Below are 12,378 nucleotides of genomic sequence, written 5' to 3' on the forward strand. Positions count from 1 at the left end.
TTCGGGAGGCTCCGACATTGTTTTCATTTCTGTTTTCAGCTATCATCAAAGATATAACCGAGAGCGGAAGGAGCTTCCACCCTTGAACTACGTAGTTTTAAGCAGAGGCGACAAATATTCCAACGAACTGACCGAGAAATTCCACCTTTTGGCCGCCGAACGAGGTTTTACACGAAACGACAAGGAGCCGGATATCGTTGTTTCCATTGGCGGAGACGGTACGATGCTGCATGCTTTTCATACGTACTTGGAACGGGTTGACGAAGTCGCTTTTGTCGGTATCCATACCGGGCACCTCGGTTTTTATGCGGATTGGAAAGCAGACGAACTCGAGGAGCTGATCCGGATGATGGCTGAAACGCGGCCGCGAATCGTCCGGTATCCGCTGGCGGAGATTTTGCTGGAGACGCCGGAAGGCGTGACGGGATATATCTCATTGAACGAATTTACCCTTAAAGGCGTAGACGGCACACTCGTCGTGCAAGTGAACATTAATGACGAGCAGCTCGAGACATTCCGGGGGGACGGGCTTGTCATCTCAACACCATCCGGAAGTACGGCCTATAATAAAAGCTTGAACGGAGCGGTCATTCACCCCTCCATTCCTTCCATCCAGCTTGCGGAGATTGCTTCGATTAACAACCGGGTGTACCGGACGCTCGGAACATCCATTATTTTGCCGCAGCATCATCACTGCGACATTATTTCCAAGAAAGATCAGCGTCTGCTGCTGACGATCGACCACTTGAGCATCCAGCGCAACGATATCCGTTCCATCCGCTGCAGCGTGGCGCCCCGCAAAATCAGTTTTGCGCGCTATCGGCCGTTTCCGTTCTGGAACCGGGTCCGCGATGCGTTCATCGATTATACCGAGCTCGATTAACGATACCGAACAAGCGCATCATCGTTTGGCTGCTAAATAAGCTGTCCCCTCTTCGTTTCATGAGTGGGAGCAGCTTATTTTCTGCTTATGAAGCAGGCGGAAGACCGCACAAACAAACGAACCGGTCAAGGGCAGCCCTTTGACCGGTTCATCTTTAAAACAACCAAAGAAAACGTTACTCCTGCCTGGAGCTTGCGCGGTTCGAATGGAAAACTTCCTGCGAGGATTGCTTGTCCCCGCCCTGCTGTTGGCGCCGTTCGCCTGCATAAGGCGGTTTGCGCTTGCCTCCCGATGAAACCGGTACACCGCCGCTATTGTCCCGACGCTCCGCCGATGCGGCGGATTCTTTGCGGTTGCCCCCCAGCAATTGCTCCTTACGGTCTCCGCCCGCTGGATTGGATCGTTTAGGCGATCCGTTGTTCCCGTCCTTCTTCCGCTCGGAAGGCGGCTGGCTCGCCTTCCGGCCGCCGTTTGCGCCTTTTGCCGCCCCATCCTTGCCGCCTGCGCCAGCCGAATCTTTAACCGGAAGCGAAGGAGCAGCCGAAGCATCCTTCCTCCGCTCTCTGTCACCATTGGAACGGTACTCACGCCGGACCGGTTCGATCCGTTCGTCTGAACCGACAGTCTGCCGTTCTTCCCGCCTGCTTTCTCCAAGTCCTTCCCCAAGGCCAGGGTCAAGCTCTAAGCCGTCCGGATCCCCAAAGACGGTATCCTTCTGACCCTGGACGTGGCCGGTTTTTTCCAAAACAAAGTAAGCACAGCCGAAATTACAATACTCATTCACATATTCCATAATTGCTGAATAAGCGGAGTCCTTGGTTGCTTTCGGATGATTGTCCCGGAAAAAACCTTTCAGCCGCAGCTGATTGTATCCCCAGTCGCCAATGATGAAGTCATACCGGTCCAGCACTTCGCTGTACCGCTCTCGAAACACTTCGGGGTTCCAGGCATTTTTATGTTCATGCACCAATTCATAGGATTTGCCGCCGATCAGAATCAACGATTTTCCAACTCCTTAAGGTTTGCGGAAAGCAAAACCACTTCGTAAGCTACTTTTGAACAAATCGTGCCGCAGCGCTTCATCCTCTTGCGATTATACTTGAGATGCAGCCGCCGACTGTACCTGCTCATGCGCATGATACGAACTCCGGACCATCGGACCGGACTCGACATGACTGAATCCGCGCCTCAGCCCTTCCTCTTTCAGTTGCTTGAATTCATCGGGATGCACATACCGCTCCACTTCCAGATGATTCGGCGTCGGCTGCAAATATTGACCGAGCGTCAAAATATTGCAGTCCACCGCGCGCAGATCTTCCATCGCTTTAATAATTTCGTCCCATTCTTCGCCGACCCCGAGCATAATGCTCGACTTCGTCGGGATGTTCGGTTTCATCGCCTTGGCCTGCTTCAGCAGCTCGATTGAACGGTTGTATTTGGCCTTTGCGCGCACGCGGTCCGACAAGCGTTCCACCGTCTCGATATTATGATTCAAAATATCGGGATTCGCATCCATTACGATTTGCAACGCTTCCCAGTTACCCATAAAATCGGGAATGAGCACTTCCACGCTGCAAAGCGGAAGGCGTCTGCGGATCGCCCGGATCGTTTCCGCGAATATTGAAGCGCCTCCGTCTTTAAGATCGTCGCGGGCAACGGAGGTGACGACACAGTGACGCAGACCCATCTGTTCCGCCGCTTCGGCAACGCGCTCGGGCTCCTGCAAATCAAGCTCGGTCGGAAGACCGGTCTTGACGGCGCAGAAACGGCAAGCGCGCGTGCAGATATCGCCCAAAATCATGAAGGTGGCGGTACGGTTCGCCCAGCATTCATAAATATTGGGGCAGCGCGCCTCTTCGCATACGCTGTGTAAAGTCTTGGAACGCATCATATCTTTAATTTCGGCATAATTGCCGTCAGTGGTCAATTTTATTCGAAGCCAGTCCGGTTTACGGGCCTTATCGGTCGTTTTACTCATCCGTTCCCCTTCTTTCGTCTCGTAGATACGGTTGTTCATGCTTTCCGTCTTTGCTTATTATAGCATGTTTCGGATAAAAACCAATGATTTGCGGATCATAACAGCATACTCAGGAGGTGAAACAAGCTTATGCTGCGGAAATATCCGGCTGCCGCCGCCCTGCTCTCGGTAACCGTTTCATGGCTCGTCTTCTCCGCTGCCGGCGGTGCGGCGATCGCGCAAGCATCCGGTGCCGAGTCCGGCACAAAATCCCAGACCCACGGGACGGAAGACGGCGGACTGCACGAACGCAGGCTTGAATACGACCGAATGGCACTGCTTACCGGATTTGCCTGGTACCAGCTGGCCGCCATCGATCAATATGAGCGCACGCTCTCCGATGCCAAACCGAAAGAGAGGCCTAAGCTGGGACAATGGGCCGGCGTTTATATAAGCGAAGAAAAGTGGGCCGGCGAGCTCAACCCCGACAAAGGCGACAGCAACCCGAAGTCGATCCGCGTATTTAACGGAATCGGCCGGGATGGGGATGGCGACGGCAAAGCCGAACGAACCAACGATGCCGACCTGCTTTATTCCGAAGCTGCGGCGCTTCTTCGTTACGGCAGTTCACAGGAAGATTTTGCAATCGGCTTATGGGAGTACTACCACAACATACGCTCCGTTCAACGGGTGAAGCAGTTTGCCAAATTGTATGAAACGTTTGACAGGCTGGATTTATTTCAAGGTTCCTTTCCGCTGCCCGTAAAGAGCCAATACTCATACCGCAGCACTTGGGGAACCGCCCGCAGCTGGGGCGGATACCGCATTCACGAAGGAACCGATATTTTCGCCCATCACGGGCTCCCGGTCCGCAGTACAGTGTACGGAATTGTCGAAATTAAAGGATGGAACGCTTACGGCGGCTGGCGAATCGGCATCCGTGACCTCAACAACCGATATCATTATTACGCCCACCTGTCAGGGTTTGAAAAAAAGCTTGAAGCAGGCGACGTCGTCACTCCCGGACAGACGATCGGGTGGGTCGGAAGCTCCGGCTACGGCAAACCGGGTACTCAGGGCAAATTTCCACCCCATCTGCATTACGGCATCTATCGGGACCGCGGCTGGGTAGAATGGGCTTTCGACCCTTATCCGCTGCTGCACCGCTGGGAACGCGAAGAGCTGCAGCGGCTCCGGTCCGCCAAACGCAATCCATAACCCTACTGCGTTTCGCCCGCCGCAGACCCTGCGGCTCCTGGATTTGTTCCTGCGGAGGCGGGTGTATCCCCTCCGCTTTTTTTAGCTTCCGGCTGAATTTCTCCGCTGCCTTCCATGGAAGCGGGAGGCAATGTAAGCGCCGGAGCCCCTGCGGCGGAATCGCCGACGGGATTCCCTTTGCCGTCATAGTAATACATCGGCACATCGCCCACGACAAGCAGATACGAAATCGGAATCTCCGATTCCACTTCCTCCGGTTCGGTGTCAAACGGAATGATGATCGCGACCTCGGCTTTAATATGAATATAGACTTCGACCAAAATCATATTGATTCCGGCATCTTTCTGCCTTGTATTCAGCTCCACCTGCACGCTTCCGAGCGGTTCGAACTTAACGGGCATACGCGGCCCGAACGAAGCCAGAATCGCGCTGTCGAGCGCCTGGCCGACCGGAACATGCTCCGTTATTTCCTTCATGTTCACGAGCGTTGACTGTACCGTATCAATAGTCTGCGTCGTAATCTTCATATGCTCGGCGTAGTTCAGCATAAAGCCCGAAACTTTACCCTCGTTATTCGTTTTCCAATCGATCAGTTTTTCAAAATCGGACTCGGTGGCCACCTGATCGGTGATCGCTTTGTTGATGGACTGCGTGGCGATTTGCTTCACGCGCAGCTTGGCTACCTGCATGAGCGGCGGCCTCAGGTTGCGCTCTACAAAAATGAACGATTCCACCGCACCGGCCAGAAACAGCAGCATAATGATAATGATCCATCGCTTGCGCCTGCTTCCCGGCTTCGATGCCCTCCTGCCTGCAGTCCAGCTTCCTCCGCTGCGAAGCGGCCGCGATTGCCAGCGCCGGGTTTGTTTCGCCGGCGTCCGCAGAGGACGCCTGCCGGAGAGCCTCATTTTTCGTACCGGCCGGATCGGAAACGCGAACCAGCTTCTTCGCCCCCATTTTGCCAAGCGGCACACCCCCTTTTCCTTTCATCCTGGGATCTGCATCACTATGACAATATGCAAGGCCGGGACAAAACAGAAGGGCAAGCCGGGGCGGGAGGATATGAAAAAAGCGGCTGTCGCCATTCAAGGCTGAACGGCCGGAAGAACGTGTCTCCTGCTTCTACAAGCTCTCATTCCTCCCCCAGAGATCAGTGATACCGCACGTATAAGCTCCGTTCGATTCAGCCCGGTTCGATTCATTCCGGATGAGGGAGTCGATGGATGGCAGGTTATTTCCTAACGGCTGCCATTGCCGCTATTTTAATGAAAATGACCCCTTTGAAATTCTAACGGAGATGGGCGCAGCTATTGGTTGCAATAATCGCCCTGTTTGAGCGGAAACGATCAAATAAGGTCTTTCGCAGCAGTTACATTTTGCAAAAGGGCATTTTGAACACAATAAGGTCTTTGCGCGCCGTTAGTTTTCGAAGGTCGCAGGCGCAGTTCCCCGCGCGAGGTGCGACGGGCGAACCTGCGACCCTAGCGCTGCCAGCGATGCGCTTTATCCACGATTCTTAGATTCGCATAATTTCATAACAATGAGAAAACCTCTATCGAGGCCTCTCAGAGATGAGCGACCGCGTTTAAAGGTAGGTTTTATCGCCAAGATAGAATTTGATTTTCGCAACTGCGAAATTTATAAATTCTATCTGTGGTGAAAAAGCGGCAGACCGGGAAGTCAGCCGCTTTCGTCCTTATTACGGACCGGCGTATCTAAGCTTTGCTGCGCCGTCCGAATATCAATGAAATGACGAACAAAATCAGAAATACGAAGAACAATACTTTCGCTACGCCCACCGCTGCGGAGACGATGCCGAAGAAACCGAAAATCCCGGCTACGATCGCTACAACAAGAAACAGTAAGGCCCATCCTAACATCGTTGTCACCTTGCTTTCCAAGTTAGTTTTCAGCGCTTGTGTTCTTTTAACCCCGTAAATGGGCATTCAAACTTCTTTCATGCTCGTCCCATCCCAATCGATTCCGGAGAACCGAGCTGACCTTATTATGACCGGATCAAATCCAAATTATGAGAAAAGCTCCTTTCGGAGCCATTCGAAGATGAGAGACCGCGTTTAGCGACCCCGACTTGATCAAACCGTCTGCCGGATGCGGCGGAACACATCATAGCTTCGCTGCGCGCATTCCGAAATGCGGATCGGGTGAAAACCGACTACTTCGGCATACAACGTATCGTTTAGCTTGCTCGTCCAGCTCTGCGGCAATTGTTGCGCCCCGAGCATAGCTCCCATTACCGATCCGACGGTCGCTCCGTTGCAATCCGTATCCCAGCCGCCAAGGACGCTCGTCGTCACGGCGGTTTCGAAATCGCCTTTGGCAAAAATAAGGGATGCCGCCACGAGCGCGGCATTATTGTTCGTATGAACCGGGTTATAGCGGTTGAACGCTTCCCAAATTTGCCTCACGAGATCGATCTGATCTTTCGCTTTCCGGGCGATATCGACGGCCCGGTGAATATCGCTCGACAGCCTGCAGCCGGCTGGAATCTCGCTCAGCCCGATTTCCACCAGCTTTTCGGCGTCGGATTCCGCGAAAGCCGCCGCGATCATAGCAGCTACAAACATTTCGCCGTATATCCCGTTCTTCACGTGCGAGAAAGAAGCGTCCCGCCAGGCAAATTCCGCCGCCAATTCCGGGTGTCCCGCCGCTCCGTACGCGAAGCCGTCCGCTCGGATTTGGGCGCCGATCCATTCACGGTACGGATTGAGATGCGTCCGCACCCAGTTATTTTTCACGGCCCAATCCGCCGGTTCCTCCTGTTCAAAAAAGCTCGTCACCTGGGCGAAATTCAAGTAAGCTTGCGTTTCGGCCGTACACACCTGACCGTAAGTTAAATTGTTGTGCCAAAGCTTGCCGATATCCCACGAATCCCAATCCGCTCCCTTTTGCTCCAGCAGCATCAAACCAAGAACGGTGTAACGGATGTCGTCGTCGCTTTCCATAAAGCGGATTTGTTCACGTTCGCTTTTTTTGCCATACGGCGCAAGCTGCAGTCCGTATTGCTCCGCCGCACGGGATCGTCCGGGCGTATACCCGCGAATCGGCCAGGCGTCCGCGCCTTCGAACCATAGCTTAATATTTTCCCAGCCGGCCCTGTTATCCGAACCTTCCATGAAGCAGAGAGCTTCCAGCGGTTTCCCCAGCGCGCAGCCAACCGCCCGGCCGAGCCACGCTCCGTAAAACCGGTCCAGCCATTGCTCGTCCGTCAGCTCCGCATGTAAATTTCTCGGACCTGAAGGCCGCTGCTTCCGAATTTCGTCCAATTCCGAAGGCTCATCGTAAGGAAAAGACGGATCGACGGGGAGTACGGCGATCTCCTCGTACAGCTCCATCAATTTCTCCTCATCGTCCCCAGCCTGCGACAGCTTTTCCGTAAACCCATCGACATTGCAGCCTTCTTCCCCGCGTTGAATCATTTCGAATTGCACCAAATATTTCAACGAATCCCAGCCAGCCATCCGATCCCGCTCCTATCCGGTTATTTTAGCTTCATTATAGGTTCGGTGCTGTGCATTGTCTTCTCGATATCGATCTCCATCTTCTCAAAAAGGGCTATTCTCGATTCGCGCTTCCGGTATTCCGCAGGAGAAACGCCGGTATGCTTTTTGAATGCACGGTAGAAAGGGGCCGTCGTTTCATAGCCGCATTCATAGAGGATATCCGAAATGGGCAGATTCGTGCCGGCGAGCATTCTTTTCGCTTCCCCAATCCGCAGCCGCGTCACATATTCCTTAAATCCTTCACCCATTTTCTCTTTGAAAAAATGCCGCGCCCGCGAAGGGCTAATATTCATGACGCCCGCCACGTCACTCAGCGTAATCGGTTCGCGGAAACGGGATTTGATGAAGTCCAGCGCCCGGATCAGCCGGTAATAATCGTGCAAAGCATGCTGCCATTCCTTGCCTGATGTGTGTCGGCCGTAATGACGCATAAGCAGGCCGCTAATCTGGATCAACTGGCCGAGCATCACCCCTTTGTGCCCCTCTTGTCCCGCTGTATATTCCTGCCACATTTCCCGAATGAGAGACCCGATTTGAACGGCCGCAGGTTCACCCGCAGCAATTTTATACGTAAAATGACCCGGCCTGTAAATAAACGGCTGAAGCAGCTCGGAATCGACCGCTTCAATGATGCGGGGATCAAAGAATACGAAGTAAAAGTTGCTTGGATTTATCGGATCGGACGCGGCCGCATGCCGTTCCAGGTTGTTCACGACAAACACATCCCCGGGTCCGACGCTGTACGATTTTTCGCCAAAATAAAAGCTTCCCGAACCCGATATGCAGTACCCGAGTTCCAAATGATTGTGGGAATGAAAACGGTCGGTTTCCGTTTTCGGTGACCATTCAAATATATATACCGGCTTGTCCGCAGCCAACGCCATCTCCCCAATCTGCACGAAATCATTTATTTTATCCATACTATACAACGCTTGCGAACGTATTTCACTTGTACATTATGGAGAGGATCTTCCGATTTTCAACGCACGAAAGTGCAAAAAAAAAGCCCTACGGAGCAAGGCTTTTTCGATCATTCGTTTCTTCTTAAACATCCGCATCCACAGCCGTATGCGCAAAAGATTTAACATGGAACAATCCCAAATCGGTTAATTTCAACTCCGGAATTACGGGGAGCGCCAGAAAAGACAACGTCAAAAACGGGTTGTAATCTCCTTTGAATCCGATCGTCCGAAGCGCGTCGTTCAAATGGTCCAGACCGGAATAGACTGCTTCATAATCCCGGTCCGACATAAGCCCGCCGATCGGCAGCGGAAGGGAGGACAATATATTTCCATTTTCCACGACTACGATACCGCCCTTCATCGCTGCAATCGTATTAATGGCCAGCAGCAGATCCGCGTCATTCGTTCCCGCCGCTACGATATTGTGCGAGTCATGAGCGACCGTTGAGGCGATCGCCCCCGATGCAAGACCGAGACCTTTTACGATACCTAGCCCAACGTTACCCGTTGCATGATGCCTTTCCGCCACAACCAGCTTCAGCTGATCCTTAATCGTTGAAATCTGAAAATACCGTCTCTCGTCCAAATTAACCTTCTCAACAAGATGATCGGTATGAATGCTGTTCGGGATAATCCCGATGACGTTGGCCATTGCCGAGTCGTGGTGGATGCGGATGCTCAGGTTGTCGGCGAAGAGCGTGTTGATATGAACGGTATCCATTAGACTCGAAGGCGTTTCTGCCGTTGAACGTTCTTCATGTATAAAGGTACCGTTCGAAGCTATCAGCTTGCCCGCTTTATAAACGCCTGAAATCGCCACAGTATCCAAGTCATCCAGGATGACGATATCGGCGTCGTACCCGGGAGCGATGGCTCCTTTACGTTCCAGCCGGAAGCATTCCGCCGCATTAATCGTTGCCATCTGGATGGCCAATACAGGATCGACGCCGCAGCGGATCGCCAGGCGGACATTATGGTCAATACTTCCTTCGCGAATGAGGTCGTCCAGATGCTTGTCATCCGTAACGAACAGAAACCGCCTTGCATTTTGCGGATTGACCGCTTGAATGAGCTTCTGCAAATCGCGGGCGGCGGAGCCTTCGCGCAGCATCACATACATGCCGCGCTGTACACGCTCCAACGCTTCAGCAGCCGTCGTGCATTCATGGTCGGTCCGGATGCCCGCCGTCATATAGGCGTTAATGGCATCGGCGTCCAAACCGGCCGCATGGCCGTCGATTAATTTGCCTAGAGCGGCGGCGGAGGCCAGCTTGCTTAGCATCGCGGCGTCCCCGTTCAACACGGCCGGCGCATTCATGACCTCGCCCAATCCGAGCACCCGGCGATGCTTGTACAACGGTTCCAAATGCTCCGCTTCAAGCCGATGCTCAGTGGCTGTGGCAGGAGCTAATCCGGAAGCCGGAGCTGTTCGAAGAAATGAAAGAGCGGCTTTGCAGCGTTTTCGGTACGCTGCGGCAAGCGCAGTATTGCGCCGCCGCCTATATCAGGCTCGAACAGACAAGCGAAGCCCGGCGGCAGCCATCCCGAACGTCGGCCAATGCGGCGTTTATTTCAGCCTGCAACCGGACGCTGTCCGCAAGCGGGCAAGGAATCGCGTTGCGGCATTGGAACGACGCATCCTTCGTCCTTCTGTATATGTGGAGCGAATCCGCGAACCTGCACTCACATCTGAAGCAATTTGCGCTGGAGACGGCTCATTCGCTGCAGGCAACGCCGAGCATCGGGATCAGTTCGGCATGTTCTTTTCCGAAACATTTGCGGAAATGCGGCGTTGAAGCCCATCAGGCGTTAAATGGCATCAACCTGCTGCATCGCACCGCCAACGCTGCCGTTTATGACGAAGATGCGCTGCCCGCGGCGGTGCGTCTCCACTTTTATGATTTTGAAGACGACTTCCGGATCGCGCTGCTTTCCGGCTCGGAATTATCGGTCCGTGAAACGGTCGGCAGATGGTTCGACGAGATGCGCAAGCTGCCGGGAATCTCGCTCGGCCAGCTGGAAATATGGAACAGCGAAATCCGTCTTATGCTGCTGCGCTGGACCGAGAAATACGGCATTAAAGACGGCGCGGATATCCGCTATGAACTGGAAGAGGCGATTGCTGCCGTCCCTTTCGACGAGCAGGGCTTCTTTTCGATCGAGGCCTGGCAGCGAAATTTGGGCGAAATCGTTCTGAGCATTATTAAACAGCTGAACGTCAACGAAGTGCGCTCGAAAAGCATCGTTTATGAAATGGCGCGCTACATCGATCACAATTACAACGATGACTTAAGCGTACAGGAGATCGCGAAGCATTTTCATTTGAGCCGCGAATACGCGTCACGCCTTTTTAAAAAGGAGACCGGCGAGAATTTAAACGACTATATTCAAAAAATTCACATGACAAAAGCGCAGCAGCTCCTTGCCGGCGGCACATTAAAAATTAATGAGATCGCCCAAATGATCGGCTATAACGACGAGAAATATTTCAGCAAAGTGTTCAAAAAACAGTTTGGCGTCTCTCCGAACCGGTTCAGAAAGCTGCCGCCAACTTAAGATGAAAATCGCAAATATTACTTGATTTCGATGGTAACGCCAGTTGACGGCCTGCGGCTCTTGCGTCTACCACCTAATTTAAATACAACGATGCCGCCGACGATAACCAGCACACCTACCAATTGCTTGAAAGTAAAAGGGACTTTAGCCAGACCTAACCAGCCTAGCGAGTCCCACAATAAAGCAAATCCGAGCTGTGATGTCAGCACGATAGCAATCGCATAGGTAGGACCTAACAGCTTTATCCCCTGCACGAGACAGGTGACCACCCCTACTCCGATCAAACCGCTGATCCAGTACCAGGGCTGCATATGCTGCAAAGTAAACAGATGGTTCCCTTCAAAGATGAGTCCGATCGTCAATGAAGTCAGAAATCCCAGACCTAATACGAGCGTCGTCGTTGCCCAAGACCCTGCGCGTTCGTTCACATTACTGTTGAAAATATTTTGCAAACCGACCAGCGAACCTGCGATAAACGCCATTGTTAGTCCCAGAATCATAGCCTTCACCCCACTTTGCTCATTTATTCGAATGCGTAAAGTTGGTTACCCTTGCTTGGCTGCAGCATAAGTGAACATTCTATTCGTAAATATTAAGACTTGCCAGCGCACTTAACCCCTCCCTGTCCTTAACAAGGATGAATCCTTTGGTACGCTCAATCAGGCCCTCGGTGCAAAGCTGCCGGATGACCCGGTTCAGATGTCTATAGCTGGTTCCGATCAAGTTTGCCGCATCCCTCAAATTGGCTGTACTAAGCTGCCCCATAAATTGAGAATCGGATGCATCAAAGGAGACAGACAACAGGTAACTTGCCGTTCGCACTTCCACCGGATGCATCAAATTAAAGCTGAGAGAGTTCGATTTGATGTAAAACTTTTGCGTGACGATTTCCAGTAAAAATTGCAGCAACGGTGAATGGTCTCTGCCGTATTTCTTCAACCAACGATGATGAACACCGATCATGCAGACCGATGATACGGCCTCAACTGTATTCATAATAGGAGTCCCTTGCACGTATTCAATATCCCCGATCACCTCAAGCGGTGTTTTGAAAGAGAGAATCAGTGTTTTGCCTTCCGCCGAGGCGGTATAGATTTTAACCTTCCCTTTCACAAGGATGTACAGATACTGTGGAGCTTCTCCTTGGGAACAAATGACCTCACCTTGATTAAAAGCGTACAGCGACAAATGCGGTACCAATTGTTCATTAAATATCGATTCGATTCGATGGGCACGCAAATATTGCTCTAATTGCCCGCGTTCTTTAATTTCTTGCATGAC

Annotated in this window: 12 protein-coding genes and 1 pseudogene; 3 read left to right on the forward strand and 10 right to left on the reverse strand. The window is 52.5% G+C overall.

Annotated features, from left to right (window positions below; translation table 11 throughout):
- Window positions 1–82 precede the first annotated feature (82 nt).
- Window positions 83–883, forward strand: coding sequence for an NAD kinase (locus VN24_RS02990; protein WP_045669222.1), 801 nt, complete (start codon window positions 83–85; stop codon window positions 881–883).
- Between the two features lie 175 nt (window positions 884–1,058).
- Here VN24_RS02990 and VN24_RS26760 read toward each other — a convergent pair whose 3' ends face one another.
- Both VN24_RS26760 and lipA read right to left on the reverse strand, forming a co-directional pair.
- On the reverse strand, window positions 1,059–1,883 hold the full coding sequence (locus VN24_RS26760) for a YutD family protein (protein WP_082083591.1): 825 nt from the start codon (window positions 1,881–1,883) through the stop codon (window positions 1,059–1,061).
- Between the two features lie 93 nt (window positions 1,884–1,976).
- On the reverse strand, window positions 1,977–2,900 hold the full coding sequence (gene lipA / locus VN24_RS03000) for a lipoyl synthase (RefSeq protein ID WP_082083592.1): 924 nt from the start codon (window positions 2,898–2,900) through the stop codon (window positions 1,977–1,979).
- Window positions 2,901–2,990: 90 nt separating this feature from the next.
- On the opposite strand from lipA, the gene VN24_RS03005 reads away from it, so the two are divergent.
- A complete protein-coding gene (locus tag VN24_RS03005) occupies window positions 2,991–4,058 on the forward strand; it encodes a M23 family metallopeptidase (RefSeq protein WP_045669223.1) in 1,068 nt (355 codons plus the stop codon).
- Between the two features lie 2 nt (window positions 4,059–4,060).
- Here VN24_RS03005 and yunB read toward each other — a convergent pair whose 3' ends face one another.
- The 6 genes and pseudogenes from yunB to VN24_RS28550 all read right to left on the reverse strand — a co-directional run.
- A complete protein-coding gene (gene yunB / locus VN24_RS03010) occupies window positions 4,061–5,032 on the reverse strand; it encodes a sporulation protein YunB (protein WP_420798594.1) in 972 nt (323 codons plus the stop codon).
- 741 nt (window positions 5,033–5,773) lie between these two features.
- Window positions 5,774–5,938: a DUF1328 domain-containing protein gene (locus VN24_RS03015; protein WP_045672909.1), complete on the reverse strand. Its 165-nt coding sequence runs from the start codon at window positions 5,936–5,938 to the stop codon at window positions 5,774–5,776.
- Between the two features lie 213 nt (window positions 5,939–6,151).
- Window positions 6,152–7,537, reverse strand: a complete 1,386-nt coding sequence (locus VN24_RS03020) for an ADP-ribosylglycohydrolase family protein (RefSeq protein ID WP_045669224.1) — start codon at window positions 7,535–7,537, stop codon at window positions 6,152–6,154.
- 20 nt (window positions 7,538–7,557) lie between these two features.
- The gene (locus tag VN24_RS03025; protein ID WP_238590813.1) at window positions 7,558–8,499 is read right to left on the reverse strand and encodes an AraC family transcriptional regulator; all 942 of its coding nucleotides are present in this window, start codon (window positions 8,497–8,499) and stop codon (window positions 7,558–7,560) included.
- Window positions 8,500–8,623: 124 nt separating this feature from the next.
- Entirely contained in the window at window positions 8,624–9,262 is a 639-nt protein-coding gene (locus VN24_RS28545; RefSeq protein ID WP_338012237.1) for an adenine deaminase C-terminal domain-containing protein, read from the reverse strand.
- A 75-nt stretch (window positions 9,263–9,337) separates the two neighbouring features.
- Window positions 9,338–9,913 (reverse strand): annotated as a pseudogene (locus VN24_RS28550) (amidohydrolase family protein); the annotation flags it as partial.
- Between the two features lie 65 nt (window positions 9,914–9,978).
- Here VN24_RS28550 and VN24_RS26130 point away from each other — a divergent pair.
- Complete coding sequence (locus VN24_RS26130) at window positions 9,979–11,097, forward strand: AraC family transcriptional regulator (protein ID WP_052702756.1); 1,119 nt, start codon at window positions 9,979–9,981, stop codon at window positions 11,095–11,097.
- Between the two features lie 17 nt (window positions 11,098–11,114).
- Here VN24_RS26130 and VN24_RS03040 read toward each other — a convergent pair whose 3' ends face one another.
- Both VN24_RS03040 and VN24_RS03045 read right to left on the reverse strand, forming a co-directional pair.
- Window positions 11,115–11,597, reverse strand: a complete 483-nt coding sequence (locus VN24_RS03040; RefSeq protein ID WP_045669225.1) for a DMT family transporter — start codon at window positions 11,595–11,597, stop codon at window positions 11,115–11,117.
- A 79-nt stretch (window positions 11,598–11,676) separates the two neighbouring features.
- On the reverse strand, window positions 11,677–12,375 hold the full coding sequence (locus VN24_RS03045) for a Crp/Fnr family transcriptional regulator (protein WP_045669226.1): 699 nt from the start codon (window positions 12,373–12,375) through the stop codon (window positions 11,677–11,679).
- Window positions 12,376–12,378: the final 3 nt, after the last annotated feature.

This window comes from Paenibacillus beijingensis (assembly GCF_000961095.1).
In the GTDB taxonomy this organism is placed as follows: domain Bacteria; phylum Bacillota; class Bacilli; order Paenibacillales; family Paenibacillaceae; genus Paenibacillus_O; species Paenibacillus_O beijingensis.